Source organism: Arenibacter aquaticus (assembly GCF_003957295.1).
GTDB classification, from domain to species: Bacteria; Bacteroidota; Bacteroidia; order Flavobacteriales; family Flavobacteriaceae; genus Arenibacter; species Arenibacter aquaticus.
Genome location: NZ_RQPJ01000002.1, coordinates 191,983 through 214,786, shown reverse-complemented (window position 1 = coordinate 214,786; position 22,804 = coordinate 191,983). Strand labels below are relative to the sequence as shown.

General features: G+C 40.5%; 11 protein-coding genes. 9 read left to right on the top strand and 2 right to left on the bottom strand.

Annotated features, from left to right (window positions below; genetic code table 11):
• Position 1: 1 nt before the first annotated feature.
• The 5 genes from EHW67_RS03860 to EHW67_RS03840 all read left to right on the top strand — a co-directional run bounded on the left by EHW67_RS03860 (position 2) and on the right by EHW67_RS03840 (position 8,874).
• On the top strand, positions 2-2,356 hold the full coding sequence (locus EHW67_RS03860; protein WP_126161045.1) for an alpha-L-fucosidase: 2,355 nt from the start codon (positions 2-4) through the stop codon (positions 2,354-2,356).
• 67 nt (positions 2,357-2,423) lie between these two features.
• The gene (locus EHW67_RS03855) at positions 2,424-4,370 is read left to right on the top strand and encodes a beta-galactosidase (RefSeq protein ID WP_158285071.1); all 1,947 of its coding nucleotides are present in this window, start codon (positions 2,424-2,426) and stop codon (positions 4,368-4,370) included.
• Between the two features lie 184 nt (positions 4,371-4,554).
• Entirely contained in the window at positions 4,555-6,162 is a 1,608-nt protein-coding gene (locus EHW67_RS03850) for a sulfatase family protein (RefSeq protein WP_126161043.1), read from the top strand.
• Positions 6,163-6,423: 261 nt separating this feature from the next.
• Entirely contained in the window at positions 6,424-7,467 is a 1,044-nt protein-coding gene (locus EHW67_RS03845) for a sugar-transfer associated ATP-grasp domain-containing protein (protein ID WP_126161042.1), read from the top strand.
• Positions 7,468-7,572: 105 nt separating this feature from the next.
• Entirely contained in the window at positions 7,573-8,874 is a 1,302-nt protein-coding gene (locus EHW67_RS03840; RefSeq protein ID WP_158285070.1) for a Mur ligase family protein, read from the top strand.
• Between the two features lie 45 nt (positions 8,875-8,919).
• On the opposite strand, the gene EHW67_RS03835 is transcribed toward EHW67_RS03840, so the two are convergent.
• Together EHW67_RS03835 and EHW67_RS03830 are read right to left on the bottom strand one after the other, a co-directional pair.
• Positions 8,920-10,386 carry a sulfatase gene (locus tag EHW67_RS03835; RefSeq protein ID WP_126161040.1) on the bottom strand — a complete coding sequence of 489 codons (1,467 nt, stop codon included), beginning with the start codon at positions 10,384-10,386 and terminating at the stop codon, positions 8,920-8,922.
• Between the two features lie 101 nt (positions 10,387-10,487).
• Positions 10,488-14,588 (bottom strand): hybrid sensor histidine kinase/response regulator transcription factor, encoded by a 4,101-nt coding sequence (locus tag EHW67_RS03830; RefSeq protein ID WP_158285069.1) that lies wholly within the window; start codon positions 14,586-14,588, stop codon positions 10,488-10,490.
• A gap of 327 nt (positions 14,589-14,915) precedes the next feature.
• Here EHW67_RS03830 and EHW67_RS03825 point away from each other — a divergent pair, with 327 nt between their 5' ends.
• The 4 genes from EHW67_RS03825 (at position 14,916) to EHW67_RS03810 (ending at position 22,781) form a co-directional block, all read left to right on the top strand.
• Positions 14,916-17,963 (top strand): SusC/RagA family TonB-linked outer membrane protein, encoded by a 3,048-nt coding sequence (locus EHW67_RS03825; RefSeq protein ID WP_126161038.1) that lies wholly within the window; start codon positions 14,916-14,918, stop codon positions 17,961-17,963.
• Positions 17,964-17,974: 11 nt separating this feature from the next.
• Positions 17,975-19,534, top strand: a complete 1,560-nt coding sequence (locus EHW67_RS03820) for a RagB/SusD family nutrient uptake outer membrane protein (protein WP_126161037.1) — start codon at positions 17,975-17,977, stop codon at positions 19,532-19,534.
• A gap of 68 nt (positions 19,535-19,602) precedes the next feature.
• Positions 19,603-21,090 carry an arylsulfatase gene (locus EHW67_RS03815; protein WP_126161036.1) on the top strand — a complete coding sequence of 496 codons (1,488 nt, stop codon included), beginning with the start codon at positions 19,603-19,605 and terminating at the stop codon, positions 21,088-21,090.
• Between the two features lie 239 nt (positions 21,091-21,329).
• Complete coding sequence (locus EHW67_RS03810; protein WP_238389837.1) at positions 21,330-22,781, top strand: arylsulfatase; 1,452 nt, start codon at positions 21,330-21,332, stop codon at positions 22,779-22,781.
• The last annotated feature ends 23 nt before the right edge of the window (positions 22,782-22,804 follow it).

Genomic DNA, 22,804 nt, shown 5'->3' with positions numbered 1-22,804 from the left:
TGTGTGGTCTAAGAATCTTTTTTTGGGTGTTTTAATGGTCTTAATTGGGGAAGCTTTAAGCGCTCAAACTGCCTTTGAAAATCCAATTGAAAAGAAGGGTCGACTGGGTTCGCCATTGGTGGAAACCTCCCCATTTGTTTTTGAGGATAAACTGTATTTATTGGAAAACAATCAACGGTTTTGGGATGTAAAAAGAGCCAAGCCAGGAGATTATTTTCATGAGGATGAGGTGCGTATAAGGGATGTTAAATCCGATAAAATAATTTCCGTACCACTAAAAAACCACGGATTCGGAACCGCTCTGGTTTGGAACGATCGGGTGTATGTTTTTGCGGGCGACTATGGTGAGGGGAAACCTTGGCGGCAGATTACAGAGATCAGCATGACCAGCACCTCTGACCTAAAGACTTGGACCAAACCCCAAGTGATACTCAGAGCGGGCAAAAATGAGTTTTTCTTTAATACGGCTGTTTGTCGGGGCAAAAGTGAATTTATCCTACTCTATGAGACTAACGATAAACATTGGAAGCCGTTTACGTTTAGATATATGAAATCGACCGACCTGATTAATTGGGAAGCCATTCCCAACGCTATCTATGGTACAGATAAATATGTGGGCGGACCTGCATTATATTATGAAGGAGGATGGTATTATACCCTTTATTTGGAGGCTTTAAACCCAGGTTATGAAACCCGGATTACGCGTTCCAAGGATTTACTGCATTGGGAAGACGCAGATGTGGACAGACCCTTTATAACATTTGATACAGCCCATAAGAACATTCCGTTAATTGATCTTTCAATAAGTGAGAGTAACGCTTCCGATGTGGAACTGTGTTACTATAACGGACGGACTATACTTTATTTTACGGGAAGCGACCAAACGACTGCCGGAGATTTACAATGGGCAACCTATGATGGGACGCCCCAACAATTGTTTGAACATTTTTTTAAAAACACCAATGGAGTAAAAGTGAAGCCTCCTGAGCACCAAGGAGATTGGGCTCCGGTACTAACGGCCCCTCAAGATACTGCTGAGTATGGTGCGGTTTCATTATCGGCGATTAGCAGAACACCAACTCCCCAGCAATTGGCCTTTCAGGAAAGACAAATGGGGGCTTTTATCCACTTTGGTCCGGCTACTTACATTGAATCGGATTTTATGAGTGTACCTGCTGCAGATGTATTTAATCCGTCTCAATTAAATGCAGAACAATGGGTAAAAACTGCCAAATCCTTTGGAGCCAAGCATATTGTTCTTACGGCCAAACATCATAATGGTTACTGTTTGTGGCCTACAAAGACCACAGAATACTCTGTTAAACAATCGCCATGGAAGGAAGGCAAAGGGGATGTGGTTTCCGAATTTGTAAAGGCCTGCCGAAAATATGATATCAAAGTTGGATTATATATTTCAGGAGGGGATAAGCATTTTGGGGTTAGCAGTACACCTGATCCCCAAGGGGAAAGAAAACTGGTAGGTGACATACACCAATACTACCCCGTATTTCTGGAGCAACTACGGGAATTATTGACGGGTTATGGCGATATCTCCTATGTTTGGTTTGATGGAGCCTATGATCCGTTTGGATGGGATGTAATGGATCCCAAAACCATGAAGCCCTTAGGTACCGCTTATGGTGATGCCATTAGAACTATGGTGGAACATTTGCAGCCCAATGCCGTGGTGATGGGAGGCACAAAACCAGATGTGCGCTGGTCAGGGAGCGAGCAGGGTTGGGCAGCATATCCACTGTGGAATATATTGGAGCAGGGTGAGGGATTTTCTCATTGGGTGGGACCACAAACTGCTGGCTATATACCTGCCGAAGCCAATATACATCCTAGGGAGAAATGGTTTTGGACCTCTAATTCCGACGGTACTTTACGGGATATGGATTATTTAAAAAAGGTCTATCTCCAAACCATTGGTAGAGGTGCCAATATCTTAATTAATATGACACCGGATACAACAGGATTAATTCCGCAAAAGGAAGTAGATATGCTTAAGGAATTGGGAATGACTATAGATAAGGTTTATGCGGATCCCATTGGCACGGCCGAATTTACGAATGACCATCAGGAAGGAGAAATTTATATGCATCTTCCCAAGAAAAAATCTATAAGGCTATTGGTACTGGAGGAGGACCTACGGCAGGGACAATTCATTAAGGACTACAATGTGGAAGCCTATATTAATGGGGAATGGTTGGGCATTGCCAATGGTCAAAGTATAGGGAGAAAGCGAATACAGATTTTTGATAGCATAAGGACAACTAAACTACGATTGTCATATACCAGTGTTGCCAACAAGGGTGCTATTCGGAGCTTTACGGTTTATGATACTGATTTTTAAAGTTTTATTAATGTTGGATACATACTCATCATATTGTTTTTATGAAAGTATAAAGGGCAGTTATTTTATGAACTTCATTTCCATAGTTGTGTTGCTGTTAATAGGGCTTGAGTCGGGAGAAGCACAGTCCAAGGCCGAAATACGATTGGATACTGGAAGTCCTACCCTTGTTATTGACGGCGAAATTTATCCTCCTTATGCCTATATGTCTTATTTGGGGGAGGAAGAATATTATAAGGAAATAGCGGCGACCGGTATCCATATTTATAACATCCCGGCTTATCTAGGAGAGGGTGGAATCAATACCATTTCAGGTATAGGTCCTTTTAGAACTCCCATTTGGTTGGGGGAAGGTAAATATGATTTTACTGACCTTATTAAGGATTTTGAAAAAATCATACAATCGGACCCCAAGGCCAAAGTAATTATCCGGTTTTATTTGGACCCACCACAATGGTGGACCTCATTGTATCCGGAAGCTTCCGCCCATCTGCCAAATGGCAGTACTTTTCGTCAATGCTTTGCATCGGAAATATGGCGGAATAAGACTGGGGAAGTATTGGGTGATTGTTTGGACTGGCTTTTAGGTTCACGATATGCTGAGTATTTGGCGGGAATCCATGTGGCCAGTGGCTTTACAGAGGAATGGTTTTATCACCCCAAACAATATCAGGACCAAAATCCGGACAGATTAAAGGCGTTTAGGCAGTGGTTAAAAGGTAGATATGGGAATAAAGAGGCCCTGCAAAAGGCATGGAATAACATATCGGTCTCTTTTGAAAATGCGCTGCTAGCAAATATCGATGAGCATGCAAAAAGTAAGGAATGGCGTAATCTTGACCAAGAACAGCACTATATTGACACCTATCGCTTCCAGGCAGAGGTCATGGTAGACAATATTGCCTATTTCAGTAAAATTGTGAAACAAAAGAGTCATGGCAATCTTTTAACAGGTGCCTTTTATGGGTACCATTATTTTGTGGGAGACCCAAGGCGTGGACACGGGGCCTTGGCCAAATTGTTAGATTGCCCAGATTTGGATTATTTGTCTAGTCCCAATTCCTATAATCGTGTGATAGGGGAAGACTGGCCGCCGATGGCGGCCGTCAATTCAGTACAGTTGCACGGCAAATTATGGCTTACTGAAAACGATACCCGAACTTCTATTACCACCTTGTTAAAAGATCGTTCAAATGGTATAGCGCCTCCCGGACAGTATGAGAACGGAGTGTGGTTGGGGCCGGAGGACCTGAAAACCTCAGTATCCTTTTTATGGAAAAATACGGCAAGAATGTTGGCTTATGGATATGGAGGTTGGTGGTTTGATATGTGGGGTGGGTGGTTCAGTGATCCTGAGTTATTGAACGTTTTAGATAAAACACAGCAATTGTACACTAGGTTTCCACCCTCATCGGGTGAAAAAATGAAATCTCAAGTGGGGGTAATAGTAGATGAAGAACTCTCCTTTTGGGACCCAACCTACGGCCATCTTACAGAGAATCTCATCTCCAATCGTTATCCGTTGGCAAAAACCGGAAATTCTTACGATCTCTTTCTCAGGACAGATTTGGAACGTATGTCGACTTCCCAATACAAGCTAGTGTGGCTGCTGGGATTATTGGAACTTCATTCAGAAGAGGAAACGAGGATACAAAGGTTGACCAAACAAGGGGTTACGGTGCTGTGGACGAACGGAAAAGGAACCAATATATTCCGCCCAAATAGAGATCAATTGTTTCTAGAAGGAAAACTAAAATGGACTGCTTCGGAATTAGGGGAACTATGGGAAGGAGCAGGAGTGCACCGGTATATTGAGACTCAGGATGTATTCTATATAGGCAGAAACTGGATGGGCATACATACCATAAAAGGAGGGAAAAAAAATATCACTTTTCCGTTTAAGGCACAGATTATAGACCCAATAAAAAATGAAATATTGACCGATTCTTCAAGCCAATTGGAATTGGTTATGGATCCAAAATCAACCATACTTTTGCGCGTGAACCCTTTGTAGGATTAAAGCAATGTTTAAATTGGAAGCGGCCTAAACCTGTGGATTTCTGTTTAGCATGTAGAAAAGTTAAACTTATCCAGGAAGGTACCTCTTCCTATGTAGCATAATTTTTTGATGTTTATCCCTAAACCCTTTATATTTATTGATTCTCTTTAATAAGAGTATTATTAATTTAACCAAACTTATGAAATCACTACCATTATTTTCCCTTGTTGCCTTGGGTCTTTTTTTGTTCCAAAGCTGTTCAGAAAAGAAGGAACAAAAACCCAAGAAACCGAACATACTGTTTATTATGTCCGATGATCATGCCTATCAGGCTATTAGTGCCTATAGTGATCATTTAATTAATACTCCAAATATAGATCGCCTGGCCAAGGAGGGGATAGTATTCACTAACGCTAGCGTCACCAACTCCATTTGTGCCCCATCCAGAGCTACTATTCTTACGGGGAAACACACCCACATTAATGGGAAAATAGACAATCACAATCCGTTCGACACTACCCAGGTTACCTTTCCGCAACTTTTTCAGAAAGCTGGCTACCAAACGGCCATGTTCGGGAAATTGCACTTTGGGAACAACCCCAAGGGAGTGGACGACTTTATGATTCTGCCAGGGCAGGGACATTATATAAATCCGGATTTTATCACCCAAAAAGGAGATACCACCATCACCGGATACGTTACCGATATTATTACCGATATGAGTCTTGAATGGTTGGATAAGAAAAGAGACCCCAGTAAGCCATTCCTCCTGATGTATCTGCACAAAGCCCCACACAGACCGTGGTGGCCAAGAGCCGACAAGTTTAAGGAGTATACCCAAAAAACTTTTCCGCTACCAGAAACTTTATTTGACGATTATTCCAACAGGGGTACTGCGGCCAAAACGGCCGAAATGAACCTTTTGCACCATATGCAATATAGCCATGACAGCAAGATATGGCCCGCAACCTTGGAAGCTATGGGAGACGTGCAGCCTGTTGTTGAAGGTTCCCAAGCCGATGTGAATAACGAATTCAATCGAGGAAACGAAGAACAAAAGAGTCAGTACAAACCTATAATTGATGCCATAAACCAAGATTTTAGAGAAAAATGGCCTACTATGACCGACAAGGAAAAAATGATTTGGAAATACCAGCGCTATATGCAGGACTATTTGGGAAGTATTTCCTCTGTTGACGATAATGTGGGACGGGTGCTGGATTATTTGGACAACAACGGCTTGGCAGAGAATACCATAGTGGTCTATACCTCAGATCAGGGATTCTATTTAGGGGAGCACGGTTGGTTCGACAAGCGTTTTATCTATGACGAATCCTTTAAAACGCCATTGTTGATCCGTTGGCCCAATGAAATAAAACCGGGTACAACCGAGGAGGAGATGGTGCAAAACCTAGACTTTGCCCAGACCTTTTTGGAAGCCGCCCAGATCAAGGCTCCAGATGATATGCAGGGAGAAAGCCTTATGCCCTTATTGAAGGGGCAGGCTGATGAATGGAACAGGGATGCCGTTTATTATCACTATTACGAATATCCCAGTGTACATATGGTTAAACGCCATTACGGTATTGTGACCAAGGAATACAAACTGGCCCACTTTTATTATGACGTGGACGAATGGGAATTGTATGACCGTATAAAAGATCCCAAGGAGATGAACAATGTGTATGATGATCCAGATTATGCAGATGTTGTAGCAAAGCTTAAGAAAGAACTGGCCGCACTAAGGGTTAAATACAAAGACTCTAAGGAACTTGATGATAAATACATTGAACAATCCAAAAAGTAATGGATAGAAAGTACGGAATACCACATGTTTTGTAAAATGGGCAGGTTTTATAACCTGCTATTTTCTTATATCATACATTGGACCTAGTGGAAACATTCTCTGAAAGGAAAATAAAAAAGGCCAGGTCATAAGCTGTCAATCTGAAGGGTTTTGGGTAGGTTATGGGAGGTGAAATGGGTAAAAAGAGTATAGTTTCCTTAAAATAAAAAGACATTTGTTATCTTAGGAAGAGCTTTAAAAGGCTGATAATGAATGTAAACTATGATAAAAAGGGTTGTGTCGGGGATAAAGTCTGTTATAGCGGACACCCAGAAGAAAAAATCAACGCAAATAGCCAAGGAATTCCTACTGTTGTGGATAGAACAAAGAAAACTGCCAGTGCATTATTTTAGCAGATTCCTCTATCGGACCAAGTTTAAAAATTACAGGGATTATATTAGTACCGCAGAATTGACAAAACTTTATTGTTCCGATAAAATTCAAAACCCATTCTATGTGGATGTGGTAGAGAATAAATTGCTGTTTGCACTTTTATGTGAATCCAATGGACTACCGGCACCGCGCTTATACGGTTACAATTCTGCTTCAAATTTTTATAAGAATAAACAAAAACAGCTCATTACCACGACTTCGGATTTATTGGAGTTCTTTCAGGGATTGTTTCAGCATTTTCAGGTTACAAAATTATTTGCTAAGAGTATACGGGATAAGGGAGGGAAAGGAATATATATGTTGGAGAAACAGCATCTATACAGGCAAATAGAAGAAATAGGGGCAATAATCCTTGATGGCTCCTTCATATACCAAGAGTGTTTGGTGCAACACCATGATATTAACAAAATTTATGAAAATAGCATTAACACTTTGAGGTTTGATGTATATATGGGCGAAGATAACATACCACATTTGCTGGGAGCTGTAATGCGTTTTGGACAAGGAGGCAATGTTGTGGACAATAGGAGTAAAGGTGGGTTTTGTGTTTCAATAGATGATAGGAATGAATGTCTTATTGGAAAGGGATTTTCTCAAATGACTTTCGGAGGAAAAGAGTATCAAAGTCACCCTGATTCCAACTATGTTTTTAATGGTTTTAGCATACCATTTTATGCAGAGTCCAGGCAATTGGCACTGGATATGAGTCTAATGTATCCCAACAAGCTTATGGGATGGGACATCGCTATAACTCCATATGGACCAATAGTTCTTGAAGGCAATCACAATACCAACCTTACCATGTCCGAGGTAGGATATGGGGGATACAGAAAGCATCCATTGGTCAAAGAAATGCTAAGGGCCACTCTGTAGAGAGGTATTAGTTTGGCATATTTTAATAGACCTATTTTATTTATCTTGACAATAATACCTAAATAGACTATCACAGCAGTATTGAAGCATATAAAGAGTGTTAAGATGGCAATGTGGCGCAAACTTGTCCCGTATTTACGGTTAATAAGGTTTGTACTGCGTAAATATGCTTTAGTTCCTTTAAGGCGGGTATTTGGGCGAAGGATACCTATTGCCATGGTAACTGGAACTAAGGGAAAAACTACAACTACCAGAATGCTGGCACATATACTTTCCCAGGCTGGCCACATTGTGGGGTATACGTCAACGGATGGGGTAGTGGTCAATGGGGAGTACCTTAACAGATATGACTATGCCGATTATAACGGGGCGCGTATTTTATTGTCCCATCCTTCCATAACAGCAGCTGTGTTGGAGACGGCACGTGGAGGATTGTTGAAGCTAGGGCTGTATAGGGACCAATGCAATGTAGCGGCACTTTTGAACGTAGGCCGTGAGCAAATTGGGATAGATGGTATTGAGACCCTGGAACAGATGGCAAGCCTAAAGCAACGGGTTATCAATGCTGCTCGCGATGCTGTGGTACTCAATGCAGATGATGTTCTCTGCACCGGAATGATAAATAGCTATCCCGTTCACCGCCTTATTTTATTTTCTTTGAAAGCCGATAATTTATTTGTTAAGAATCACATAGAAAGGGGAGGTATAGCCTATGTCCTGAATGGACCAGGTAATGCTAAGCGTCTGGAACGCTGGGAGAAGGATAAAAAGCTAACTATTATTTATTTGAGTGATTTGCCCGCTGCCGGAAATGGTGTGTTTTTTCAAAATATAGCCAATGCCTTGGCGGCAGCGGCCATGGCAGAAGGGATGGGCATCTCTTTTAAAACAATCGGTAGAGCCCTACAGACCTTTAAAAATTCGATGAAAGATTCTCCTGGGCACTTAAACTTTATAGAGGGGTATGCACAAACCATACTTTTAGATACAATAGCTTCCGTACCTTCCTGTAAGGCTTTGGTACAAAGTCTTGATTTAATGCAAATACAGTTTTCAGGGTCAAGGGTTTGTATGTACACTACACCGGGCAACCGTCCTGCATGGCACTATACAGAGCTTGGTGAAATTCTTTGCTCCCATTTTGACCATTTTATTTGTTATGAGTTGGAGCACTATGCCCGGGGTCGTGCCCCTGGTGAATTAGCCAAACTGCTTAAAGAAGGATTGGAAAAGGCTGGTGTAAACTCTCAGGACATAGATACGGCAACTGGTTATGCGCAGGCCACTGATAGGCTCTCACAAGTAGTAGGCAAAAATGGCTTGGTAGTTATTCTCGTAGCCAGTGCCTATAAATACATGCCCATATTTCGCGATTCTTTCTCCCAACATAAAATTACGGCCCAATGAATTTAGGAGTGCTGTAATAGTGGTTTAAGGCTTAGCTGCCGTTTGTTATTCCTCCTTACCTTGCTGCATGATCCTAGTTTGTTCAAAGGTGGCATCGTATTCACGGTTTTTTACGGTTGGCACCGGAGCATTCATTTTATTTCGCCATGCTATTAGTTTGTCATGTAGTTCCTTGGTCTTATCCGGATTTTGTTCGGTAATATTATTAGCTTCACCTGGGTCAGATTTTAAGTTGTATAATTCCAATGCCCCATCCTCAAAATACTCGTGAAGTTTCCAATCGCCCGAAATGATAACAGAGCCTGGACGGGTCCGGAACAGGGGGTCCCTGCCCCCGTCTTCTATGCCGCTATATTTCTGAAGGTATACGGGGAAGTGAAAAAACAGATCCCTTTGAGCGGCAGCTTGCTTGTTGAAAATCGGAGTAAGGTCTTTTCCATCCAATAGTGGGGCTTTTTTTGGGGGATTTACAATTTGTTGGAGGGTGGGGTAAATATCCAAATTAACCACACGGTCCATGGAGCGTGAATTGGGCTGTATCTTTCCAGGCCACTTAACAAGCATGGGTACGCGGATTCCGCCTTCATAGTAAGAACCTTTTCCAGCACGCAGAGGGTTCTGTTCGGAAATGGCCCTAATGCCACCATTGTCGGAGGTAAAAATCACCATGGTGTTTTTTTCCAGTCCGGTTTCTTTAATGGCAGTTAGCAGTTTGCCCACATTTTCATCCATGGAAGCTACCATAGCAGCATAGTCCGGTCTGTTTTGCCCGTTGGACCCCTTTTTGTCCTTGTATTTGGCAATTAGTTCCTCCTTTCCCATAATCGGAGTATGTACGGTGTAGAAAGGTAGATATAGGAAAAAGGTGGTATCCTTTTGTTTTTCTATAAATGAAATGGCCTCCTGGGTAAGTCGGTCTGTTAAATACTCTCCTTTGGGACCATTGGTAATATTATCTATTTTATAAGGGGAAAAGTACCCCCCCGATCCGGGATTACCTCTGTCACTCCCACCTACATTTATATCTATGCCTTGTTTTTTGGGGTCATTTCCAACATGCCATTTCCCAAAACTTCCGGTAACATATCCGGCCGACTTTAACATTTGTGGAAGTGTGTAGAGGCTGTCATTAAGATGCTTGGTGTTTTTTATGGGTACCAGTTTTCTGGTTTTGGGGTTGCCCCTGTCCGATGGACTAACAGTATATACACCATGCCTCGGGGTGTTGAGCCCGGAAAGGAGGCAGGCCCTGCTAGGGGCACAATTGGCTGCCCCCGCGTAGGCATTGTAAAATATCATCCCTTCTTTGGCCAAAATATCCAGATTGGGTGTTTCATAATATTCACTTCCCATAAAGCCCAGATCTTTCCATCCTAGATCGTCAACATTTATCAGTACAATATTGGGGAGCGGCTTGTCTGCTTGTTTGTCCTTGGGAGCTTTACAAGATTGAAAGATTGTCACCAATATGGTTGCAATAATAATAAAGAGGAAGTGTTTTGTATGTTTCATAAGATTAATGGAATCTCCAAATGGGTTATGTGTCAAAAATAGGGCAGCATAGTTATATGGGACAATATATTTCCATTTTTCTTTTGAGTTTAAAATTTGTTTTAAGACGGATGTTCCACTTTCTCGGCAGAAAATTGTTTAGCGTATTCCGTGGGACTTTTACCATATTCCTTACTAAAGCATTTACTAAAGTATTTCTGATTGTTGAAACCACACATATAGGCTACTTCCGAAATATACATATTGTTTTTCTGTAGTAATTGGGCAGCCCTTTTAAGCCGTATTTGTTTAATAAAGTTAACGGGAGTATCACTTACAATGGCCTGTACTTTTCTATACAGGTTGGCCCTGCTCATACCCACCTCCGAAGCCAGGTACTCTACACTCAGTAAATTATCATCCATGGAATCCTCAATAATTTGGATCAGTTTTTTTATAAACTTTTCATCATTGGACTCCACCTCAATATTAGAAGGTGCCGAGGTAATGATTTTGCTATATTTTGCTTTGAGTTCTTTTCTGGTTAGAAGGGTGTTTTTAACCTTCCATTTTACAAATTCTATACTAAAAGGCTTCTCTATGTAATCTGCCGCCCCTAGACTTAAACATTCAATTTTTGTGTCCTCCGAATTTTTAGCGGTCAACATAAAAATGGGGATGGTGTTTATGTCATTATTTTCTTTGACCCGTTTTAGCATTGAAATACCGTCTTCAACAGGCATAAGAATATCACAAATAACCAATTGAGGTCTTTCTTCTATAATTGAATTGTAGCCCTCTTGGCCATTGGAGGCTTCTATAACGTAGAAATCATTGATTAACTCCTGCTTTAGCATTAACCTGAGGTCATTGTTGTCCTCAACCAATAACACCTTGGGTTTACCGTCGTTATTTGAGTTTGTCTTTGCTTCAAATTCTGAAGAGACTTCCTCAATGACCTGGTATTCGGAATTGTGAATGAAATTTCTGGTCAGTGGTTTTCCAGTATCAATCCTTTCATTTTTATCAAAGGCATTTTTATTGACAGGAAGAAAAAACGTAAACTCGGTGAATACACCTTCTTCACTTTCAACCCTTATAGCACCATGATGTCTTTCTACAAGTTTTTGAACTAGTTCCATGCCAATTCCGGTACCTGGTATTTGATTGCTATATGCTTTGGTCGCCTGATAATATCGATCAAAAATGTTGGGCAAATCACTTTTAGGTATTCCAATACCATTGTCGCGTACGCTACATTTAATGTATTTCCCTTTTCCTCTTAGCTTTACAATAGAGTAAAGATCATGGGTGTTGGCCAATTGTAGCGTAACGTTGATTTCCCCTTTTTTAGGAGTGTATTTAAAGGCGTTGGATAAAAGGTTAAATAGTATTTTTTCTAAAATATCTACATCGTACCAACCTTTTATTTCTTGTTTTTCGCATTTGAAATCATATTTTATTTCGTAAATCCGTGCAAAGTCGTTAAAGGCACTCTTTATTGTATTGATGTCCTTTACGATATCATTTTTTGAAATATTTAATTTGAGCTTGCCCTCGTCAAATTTTCTAATGTCCATTATTTGGTTGATCAGCCTGTGCATCCTTAAGGTGTTATTGTAGATACGTTGGGAGGTTAACGGACTTAGAGTGAATTTTTTTTCTTTTACTACTTTTTCAATGGTTCCTAGAATTAAGGCCAAAGGAGTACGTAATTCATGGGAAATGTCCGTAAAAAAGACCATTTTCATTCGGTTTATTTCATTGTCTTTTTCTCGGCTGATTGTTTCGGTAACTAAATTCTTTTTCAGTTTATACCACCTTTGTACCAGTAGATAGGTAATGTATATACAAATAGTCAATAGTATAAAGTAAATTAGATAAGCCAAATTGCTTTTCCAATAAGGAGGGGTAATTATAAAGCTAAATGAGGCTGGGGTGGTATTCCATACGCCATCACTGTTACTGCTTCTTACCTTAAAAGTGTATTTTCCCGGAGGAAGGTCATTATAATTGGCATTTCTGTTGGAGGCAGTGGTGCGGTTCCAAAAGTCATTGATTCCTTCCAACTTATAAGCGTATTTGTTTTTATTGGGGGCCGTAAAATCCAATGAGGAGAATTCTATGGCAATATTATTGTTGTTATAAGGTAATTCCAACTCTTTGGTGTCTTCTTGTAGTGCCAGGGAGGTTGATATGTCTTTTAAATTTGAATTTTTTGATCCATTGCTAAGAACATGGAATTTAGTGATGATGGTGTTGGGTAAAAGCTTGGATTTCTGGTAGTTATTTGCGTTAAGGCTATAAAATCCACCTGGGCAACCGAAATATAAGACGCCTTTATCATCTTTGGTGTGGGAATTGAATATGAAATGACTTTCGGCAAGACCGTCTTCCATTCCAAAATTCACGAACTTTTTATCGTCTATATTGAAGCGTGAAATGCCCGCACGTGTACTTAACCATAAATACCCGTCCTTGTCCTGCTCTATACCTGCAATAGTGGTAGATTGTAAGCCCTCATTTTTGCCATAGGATGTTATGGACTGGTCTTGGGCATTATAAAAATTTAAACCTCCACCTCTTGTCCCAATCCATATGTTACCTTGTCCCGTTTCCAACAAACTTAATATGGCATTGGAAGAAAGGCCGTGATCTATAGAAGGGATAAATGTTTTTATCTCTTCATTGATCAGGTCTATTTTATATAGTCCGTCTCCTCTGGTTCCTACCCAAATGTTTTGCATACGGTCCAATAGCATTACCGATACGTTTTTACCTAATAGTAGCGAGATTATCTTTTGTTTAAAATTAGACAGGGCTGCCTCGGTATTTACAATGTCGATGCCCCCGCCCCAAAGTCCTACCCAAGTTTCATTTTTGTTAATGGGAATAATATCTTTTATGTCCTTTGAGTATTGTTCAAGGGTATCCGTTTTAAAGGAACTCCTGTTAGGCAGATAATTTGTGGTTTTTAAAAGGTATGGGCCAAGGCCCACTAAGAGTTCTTTTTTTTCATAGTCTTTCCTGACAACGGTTGAAAGTTCTTGGGTAGGCAGTAGTAGTTTGTTGGTGTTCAGGGATTTGTTAAAGCGATAAAGCCCTTTCCCATTAATAGACAATAAGAACTTGTGGCTGTTTTCTTTTAGTAGCGATTGGGGAAAGAAATTGGTCAACTCCTTGTCCAACGGAGTAAATTGGAATATTGAAGTTCTACCGGTATACTTTTTTACCCCCTTGTTGGTGGCCAACCAAAGATTATTGAATTTATCAATGGTCAAGGAGTTGATGCGAACCCCTAGAGACCCATAAGGGTTGTTGGAGTTGTTTATGTGTTGAAAGGAGTATTGGTTGTTTTTGCGACTTCCCTTAATTACTCCAGACTGTGTTCCAATCCATAAGATAGGGGATTCCTTTTCTTTTGCCAATGCCGTTAACGCAGTGTTTTTGGTTTTGTTAATTGGAAAAGTGGTATAGCTTTCCAAGACTTCCAATTCATAGTTGTCCTGCCCATAGCCAAGAACATATATACCTTGATCAGTTCTTGCAATAAAACTGTTGTTATTGGTTTTGATAAGCGCTTCTGTAGCTTTTGGGAATCCGCTTTCAATTAATTTATTATCGGGACCTAAAACGAGTATGCCATTGGGTGTGGCAAACCATAATCTACCAAATAGATCTTCCTCTAAATGATTTACCTGTTTATCATTGGTCCAAATTTTATTTTCTTGCTTATAATTGAATTCCGTAATAAATGTAAGGTTCTCTGCCTTTTGGTTGGGAATTATTTTTACAATCCCGGTGTTCCTTAAATTGGCCCATATTGTACCATCCGATGATTTTCCCAATAATTTGGAGGTATTGTTTTTGTAGAAGCCCTTAAATTGGTTTGTTTTTCTATTGTACCATATTAAATAACTTTCACTGCCTATCCATAGATTTCCAAGATTGTCTTCCACAAGGGAGTTTATACTGTTGTTGGGAATGGAATGCTCGTCAAAAACATCGTATTGGTTTTCAATTAGTGTATGACCGTCATATCGGTATAGCCCACTATCTGTTCCCAACCATAGAAAGCCTAGGTGGTCTTCAAATATAACATTGGTCTTTTTGTTGAAAGGGATGCCTTCTATGTTCAGTTTTTGAAGATATGCACTTTTCTCTTGGGCCATGCACCCTAAAGATAGTAGTAGGGCTAGGAAGAATAAAGGTATCTGCTTCATAGAGTATGGCTTGTTCTGAGCATAATTGCCACTACCTGGGAAAAAATTGCAATTAAAAGGAGCAATTAAGTGTCTTTGGGTATGCATAATGCCAGTAATATTGTTAATAAGTGTTAAAAATAAGCGGCGAAAGCTCTAATTGAGGGGTGCTTATGTCTATTATTAGGGGTTTAAATGTTGCAAAATAGTTTATTTACGCCTGTAATACAAGGGAATGCAACATTTTGACACCTAATCGAGATTTATAATTTTCGACTCCATTATACATTTACACAATGCCGATTGTTAAAGAAAAATCGGGTTTAATGTTAACCAATAAAAACCAATATGAAATTAAAGAGAATTTTATTGCTACTGCTGTTTTTCAGTATGGTGTCGCTACAAGCGCAGCAAGTTGTTAGCGGAACTGTGACGGATGAAACTGGCCAGCCTCTTCCAGGGGTGAACGTTTTGGTACAGGGAACCGCTACAGGAACTGTGGCTGATTTTGACGGGAATTATTCCATAAAGGCTGCTCAGGGGGCAGTTTTGGAATTTAGTTATTTGGGCTTTATTGCTCAAAATGTTACGGTAGGCGCTTCCACTACTATAGATGTGGTGCTACAGGAAGATGTATCACTTTTAGATGAGGTTGTAGTTATAGGCTACGGTACTTCTACTAAAAAGGATTTGGTTTCTTCTGTATCCTCTGTTAAATCGGATGTTTTGGAAAACCAACCAGTAGCCAGGGTAGATCAGGCCTTACAAGGTCGTGCTACCGGGGTAGAGGTTACTTCCAATAACGGAACACCGGGTACGGGTGCTACTATTCGTATTAGGGGTAACAGTTCCATTAATGGAAACAATGACCCCTTATATGTTGTAGATGGCTTTATTGCCGGTACTGGTTTTAACCTTAATACCATTAATGTCAACGATATTGAATCGGTTGAAATTCTGAAGGATGCTACCGCCCTATCTATTTACGGAACTAGGGGGGCCTCCGGTGTTATCTTGATTACAACAAAAAATGGTAAGGGAATGGCGGCAGGAAAGCCGGTAATTGCCATCAATCATTACCAAAGTATGCAGGAAACGGCCAACCGGATCAATATTCTGGGGGGACAGGATTTTATCGATTATAAAAATGAATCCTATCAGTTTGTACCTGGACCTGATGGTTTTGGATTTACAGATACTACATTGCCGTTGGTGTTGGATCCCGAAAATACCACTACAACAGATTGGTTGGATTTAGTAGAGCAGCCAGGAACGATCTCCAATACGGATTTGTCCATTACCGGAAATTCTGAAAATGCTAATTATTTTATTTCAGGTAACTATTACAATCAGAAAGGGTTGTTAAGGGGGTCTGGTCTGGAAAGGGTAAACTTTAGGACCAATGTGGATGTAAAAATTTCCGATAGGTTTAAGACAGGAATCAGAACAAACCTAACGCATTATAAAGTAGAAAACAATAAGGTAAATTACGGGAATATTGTTTCCAGTGTTTTACCTATTAGACCAGTTTATTTGGAAGATGGAAGTTTTTCTTTTGAAAACCCTATTAGTGCCGGCCTAGAGCGAAACCCGGAAGCTGACATACAATTACGAGTAGATCATGACTTGGTGACCCAAATCATAACCAATGCGTATGCAGAGTATGAAATAGCTAAAAACCTATCCTTTAAATCTACATTTGGTGCCCAGCTAAATTATGTTAAGCAAAACAACTATTTGCCGGGTATATTACCCGAACGTGTGAATGGAGGTTATGGTAGGATCAACACCAATTTTTCCAAAAGTATCCTAAACGAGAACACCCTGAACTATAACGTAGATTTGGGTGATCACTCTCTAAAATTGTTGGGTGGATTTACCTGGCAAAAGGATAATAATGAAAGTACGTTTGCAGAAGCAGATAATTTCCCTAACGATGTAGTGCAGTTTAATAATTTGGCTCTTGGGGATTCGGAAACTGCAAAGGTTGGCTCGGGTTACGGTCAGCGAACCTTGACCTCTTTTCTTGGTAGGGTAAATTACGGCTATAAAAGTAAATACTTGCTTACCTTGGTAGGAAGATATGATGGTTCCTCAGTATTTGAGGAAGGCAATAAGTATGCTTTTTTCCCTTCTGTAGGTGCAGCTTGGAATGTTGATGAGGAGGATTTTATGATAGATTCCAATGTAATAAATAGGTTTAAAATTAGAGGTAGTTATGGTATTGTTGGGGAACAAGGTGTTGCAGCTTACAATTCCATTGCCACATATGCCAACACAACCACCGTATTCAATGGTACTTCGGTGAATGGAGTATTGGTTGGACAAGTGCCCAGTAGTGGATTAACTTGGGAAACCACCAAGCAAATGGACCTTGGTCTGGAACTCGGATTTTGGAACAATAGAATATCTTTTGAGGCCGATTATTACAAAAAGACAACCGAGGATCTTCTTTTGGCAGTGGCTTTATCTGGTCAGGTAGGAGCCAATTCAACCACCCAATTGCAGAATTTAGGTTCTGTAGAGAACAGAGGCTTTGAATTTGGTCTTAATACCATCAACATACAGAATGATAACTTTACTTGGGAGTCCAATCTTAGTATATCCTCTAACAAAAGTGAGATATTGGAACTGGATGATCAGGAATATATTTCACTACAATCAACGGGAAATCAAGGGGGTAATTCTGCTAGGTTAATTGTTGGGGAGGCGATGCCAACTTTTGTTGGGGCGAAATATTTGGGGACCTATAAGACTGCCGAAGAGATTATCGCCGACGGTAGAGAAGGAGTGTCCTTTATTGGTGGTCCTAGATTTGAGGATGTAAATGGCGATTCTAATATCAATGACGAAGACTTTCAGGTACTTGGTAGTCCAATACCGGATTTTTATGGAGGATTTAGAAATACCTTTACCTATAAAAACCTTTCCTTGGATGTATTTTTCCATGGTAGCTATGGAGCTGAAATTTTTAATACTAGAACCCAGACGGCCTATTACGGTAGGGGAGAACAAAATGTGGATCCTATAGTAATGGAACGTTGGATAGCCGGGGTAAATGAAACCTCTGATATACCAAGGGCTGGTCCATCCAATAGTCTGTTTAACCCTAATAGTAGCTTAAATATTGAAGACGGCTCCTATTTAAGATTAAAAACAATGACTTTTAACTACAACATACCTATGGAAGCCAAAGGGCTGGGGAATGTGTTTAGTGCAATGAATGTTTATGTTACCGGAACAAATCTTTTCCTATGGTCAGATTTTACTTTGGGAGATCCGGAAGTAAATGCTTTTACTGCAGGTAGCGGACTTGGTTCTGTTTCCCAAGGTTTTGCATCTGGTCAATATCCATATGCTAAAACCATAACCCTAGGTGTAAAAGTAGAATTTTAAAAAAAATAGATATGAAAACTAATATAACGAGCAAATTTTTAATGCTACTCATGGGCTTACTTGTTTTGAGCTCTTGTGACAAGTTTCTGGAAGAAGATCTAAGGGATGAGATAACACCGGAGGCCTTTTTTACCAATGATAAGGAAGCCGAGCTGGCCGTTAACGGTGTCTACAGGTTATTTCATAACAACAACCTTTACGCACAACGCGGTCTGGACAATTATTACACAAGCGGAGCCGATATACAGGCGGCCAATAGAAACGTAAATGGATCTATACACAATTATCTTATTCAAGAAGGTACGGCAGATGGCAATGGTACCTGGATTTACCTATATCGCGTGGTAAACAATACCACCGAGTTTATTACCAATATTGAAGGTAATGAAAGCTTATCGCAAGATGCTAGGGATCAAAGAGTGGGAGAGCTTTTGTTTTTAAGGGCTTTGGCCTATTATCATTTAACCAATCTTTGGGGCGACGTTCCATTTTATACCGAGCAATTACCAGTGCCAGAAAGGTCCACACTTGGGAGAACGCCTAAAGCGGAAATTAGAAGCGCTATGAAGACGGATCTGGCGCGCGCCTTTGATCTATTGCCTACTTCATATTCGGGTAACAACTTGGGTAGGGCTACCAAATGGGCTGCTGCGACCCTTAAGGCTAAATACCACCTTTTTGATAAAGAGTGGGCATTGGCCAAGGCTGAATGTGATATTGTTATCGATCAAAGTCCTCATTCACTTTTGGATAATTATGCCGATGTATTTGATCAGTCCGATCCAGGTGCACAGTACAACAATGAGCATATTTTTGTAATCGATTTTGAGGCAGATTTAGTAGGTGAATTATCTACAACAAGAACAGATGATTACAACCCCCGTATCAGGGACGAACCTGCAGATCGTAATAAGGATACCGTGGTAAACGGGGTTTCTGGTTCCAAGGTTAATATATTTCAAGGCCTTTTGCGTGACAGAAATGAAGATATGACCGGTTATGGTTGGTCAGTTCCTTTGCCAGAATTTGCCTTAAGGGAGAATTGGCAAGATGGCGATTTGCGCTATGATGCTACCATTGTTACCGAATATTTAGGCTGGAAATTATCTTTTCCATACTTTAGGAAGAATTGGAATCTGGATCAGGAAAACTCTTTGCGAGGAAATCACCCCGAAAACTATATCGTTTTCCGTTTGGCAGATGTTTATTTGATGGCTGCTGAGGCCGAAAATGAATTGAACGGACCAGATAATGCTTATTTTTATGTGAATAAGGTAAGGGAACGAGCTTTTGAGCCAGATCAGCCTTGGAGCGGAATGTCTCAAGGAGAGTTTAGAGAGGCTATGTACGAGGAGAGAAAGTTTGAGCTAAGTGCCGAGGGACACCGACGAATGGATCTAATTAGATGGGGTATATTGTTGGATAGGGTGAAAACTGTTGAACACAGGGCATGGAACAATCCGGCTGCCAACATTCAGCCATATCACGTATTGTTGCCCATTCCACAGAATCAGTTGGAATTAAATCCAAATTTATTGGAGTCCGACCCTACCAATAACGGGTACAGATAATACAACATAAAGTAACCACCATGGGACATGATTTTCTTGTCCCATGGTATTTTTTATACCTACCAATTATGAGACAATTCTCTTATTTAGTTTCCTTTTTATTCATGATCAGTGTATTGTCCTCCTGTAAAAACAAGGGGGAAATTCCTACTACATCAGGGGAGGAACCCACCTTCAATAAGGTAGATAAACCTAATATCATTTATATTCTAGCCGATGATTTGGGCTATGGTGACCTAAGTGCCTATGGTCAGCAAAAATTTACCACACCCAACATAGATAAGTTGGCAAGGGAAGGCATGCTTTTTACCCAACATTATTCCGGCAGTACAGTATGTGCTCCGTCCAGGTCCGCACTATTGACCGGAATGCACACTGGACATACTTTTGTCCGTGGCAATAAAGAAATTCAACCGGAAGGGCAGTATCCTATTCCGGACAATACCTTTACCATGGCAGAGGCCATGAAAAAGGCGGGTTATGTTACTGGTGCTTTTGGTAAATGGGGTTTGGGTTACCCCGGTTCCGAAGGAGACCCAATTAACCAAGGCTTTGATACCTTTTTTGGATACAATTGCCAACGGTTAGGGCATAATTACTATCCGCGACACCTATGGGCCAATAAGGACTCCTTGGTGTTGGAGGAAAATTCAGGAAAGAATAAAGGCGTATATGCGCCCCAACTAATTCATGAAAAGACCTTGGACTTTATAGAGTTTAACAAGGATAATCCATTTTTCCTTTACGTTGCTTCCATTATCCCACATGCGGAACTGGCAGCCCCGGAGGAAATATTAAAAAAATACAGGGGCAAATTCCCTCCAGAAAAAGCTTATAAGGGTGTAGATGACGGTCCGGAATATAGAAAAGGGCCCTATGAATCCCAGAAAGAAACCCATGCCGCCTTTGTTTCTATGATCCACATCCTGGACAACCAAGTGGGTGAGATTATGGCTAAATTGGAAAAACTGGGAATAGCAGATAACACCATTGTGATGTTTACCTCGGACAATGGCCCACATATGGAAGGTGGAGCCGATCCGGAGTATTTTAACAGCAATGGTCCTTTCAAAGGCACCAAACGCGACCTTTATGAAGGAGGTATACGCGTTCCTTTAATTGTGAAATGGCCAGGACAAATAAAGCCAAATACCAGAACAGATCATGTTTCGGCATTTTGGGATGTTTTTCCAACTATTTCCAATATTGCCAATTTGGAAGTGCCCCAGTCTTTGGATGGTGTTTCCTTTTTGCCTACCCTCTTGGGCAAGGAAAAAGATCAAGAAGAACATGAATATTTGTATTGGGAGTTTCATGAGAAAGGGGGTAGACAGGCCATCCGAAAAGGGAATTGGAAGGCAGTAAAATACAATGTATTTGGTTCTTCAGATTCACCAATAGAACTCTATGATCTGGATACCGATCTAGGAGAAGAGAACAACCTTGCCAAAGATTACCCCAAAGTAGTAGAGGAGATGAAAAATATACTTGAAGAAGCTAGGACCCCCTCAGAGGTATTTACTTTTGATCAGGGTACCTACCTAAACGTAAAATAGTAAGTTGGATATAGTGTTAGTAAGTTAGTTTTTTTAGTTGCTAAAAGGGGCGCCATTTTTTGGTAGCCCCTTTTATTTTATATGAACTATCAATTTGGATAGAGGTATTTAAAAACGGGGATATAAAATGGGGCCGAAGTATTGATTACCAGTACAAAATACGCTCACTTAGAATTTACGGTATCTATAAAAAATAAGAGGTAATATTGAATATATTAGTTGTTTAAAAGATAAGTTACATGATAAAAACAAACCAAAACAGTATTAGGTTGTGCAAAATCCTTGTTAAAAATATGCGATTCCTGTTGGTTATTCTTCTTTTTACCTCGGGGGGACATGCACAGGATTTGGATGGCCTGGCAGTAGGCAAGCAAAAGCCCAATATTATCTATATCCTTGCCGACGATTTGGGCTACGGTGATTTAAGTTGTTATGGCCAAAAGAAATTTTCAACACCAAACATAGATAAATTGGCCAAACAGGGTAAGGTATTTACCCAACATTATTCCGGGTCTACCGTCTGTGCCCCTTCCCGTTCTGCATTGATGACAGGACAGCACACAGGGCATACCCCAATAAGGGGTAATAAGAAGGTGCCACTGCCTGCCCAGAGTGTTACCTTGGCAGAGGTGTTAAAGGAAAATGGATATGCTACAGCTGCCTTCGGAAAATGGGGAATGGGGAAGGTTGGATCTGAAGGAGATCCTTTAAAGCAAGGTTTTGACCATTTTTATGGGTATAACAATCAATCTTTGGCCCATAATTACTATCCTTACTTTTTATGGGAGGATGACCAGAAAGTGATTTTAGAAGGAAACACGGGAAGAGGAACCGGGGAATATGCCCCTGACCTTATCCATAGGAAGGCGCTACAGTTTATAGATAAAAATAAAGACAATCCCTTTTTTCTTTATTATCCGTCTATCGTGCCCCATGCCGAACTGTTTGCCCCTAGGGAATATATGGAAAAATATATAGGAGCCTTTGATCCGGAAAGTCCGTACAAGGGAGTTGATGATGGGCCCAAATACAGAAAAGGCCCTTATGGGTCCCAAGAATTTCCGCATGCTGCCTTTGTTGCCATGGTAAACCTTTTGGACGATCAAGTAGGAGAAATTATGCAAAAGGTAGAGCAACTGGGATTAACAGATAATACCATAATCATATTTACATCAGATAACGGCCCTCATAAAGAAGGGGGTGCAGACCCTGACTATTTTGATAGTAATGGTATATACAGGGGCTATAAACGCGATTTGTACGAAGGGGGAATCAGAGTACCCATGATTGCCAGTTGGCCTGGTGTAATTGAAAAAGATACTAAAACCGACCATATTTCGGCTTTTTGGGATGTTTTGCCTACTATGGCCGACTTATTAGGTGTTGAACTGAATAGTGATTTGGACGGGATATCTTTTTTACCCACGCTTCTGGGTAAAAAGAAGCAACCTAAACATGACTATTTGTATTGGGAATTTCATGAACGGGGAGGTAGACAGGCGCTGCGGTCAGGGAAATGGAAATTAATTAGATATAATGTTAATAAAGCGGGGAACTATGAGCTGTATAATATAGAGGAAGAACCTAGTGAAACTAGGAATATTATAGATGACCAGCCCAAAAAGGCCAAGGCGCTTATAAAGCAATTAAATAATAGTAGAACATACTCAGAGGAATTTCAGTTTAAATAATTGGCGATAGAAGCATAATGAAA

Coding starts and splice junctions, on each gene's coding strand:
- EHW67_RS03810 (WP_238389837.1), top strand. CDS start 21,330: ATGATAAAAACAAACCAAAACAGTATTAGGTTGTGCAAAATCCTTGTT.
- EHW67_RS03855 (WP_158285071.1), top strand. CDS start 2,424: ATGAACTTCATTTCCATAGTTGTGTTGCTGTTAATAGGGCTTGAGTCG.
- EHW67_RS03815 (WP_126161036.1), top strand. CDS start 19,603: ATGAGACAATTCTCTTATTTAGTTTCCTTTTTATTCATGATCAGTGTA.
- EHW67_RS03840 (WP_158285070.1), top strand. CDS start 7,573: ATGGCAATGTGGCGCAAACTTGTCCCGTATTTACGGTTAATAAGGTTT.
- EHW67_RS03820 (WP_126161037.1), top strand. CDS start 17,975: ATGAAAACTAATATAACGAGCAAATTTTTAATGCTACTCATGGGCTTA.
- EHW67_RS03825 (WP_126161038.1), top strand. CDS start 14,916: ATGAAATTAAAGAGAATTTTATTGCTACTGCTGTTTTTCAGTATGGTG.
- EHW67_RS03850 (WP_126161043.1), top strand. CDS start 4,555: ATGAAATCACTACCATTATTTTCCCTTGTTGCCTTGGGTCTTTTTTTG.
- EHW67_RS03845 (WP_126161042.1), top strand. CDS start 6,424: ATGATAAAAAGGGTTGTGTCGGGGATAAAGTCTGTTATAGCGGACACC.
- EHW67_RS03830 (WP_158285069.1), bottom strand. CDS start 14,588: ATGAAGCAGATACCTTTATTCTTCCTAGCCCTACTACTATCTTTAGGG.
- EHW67_RS03835 (WP_126161040.1), bottom strand. CDS start 10,386: ATGAAACATACAAAACACTTCCTCTTTATTATTATTGCAACCATATTG.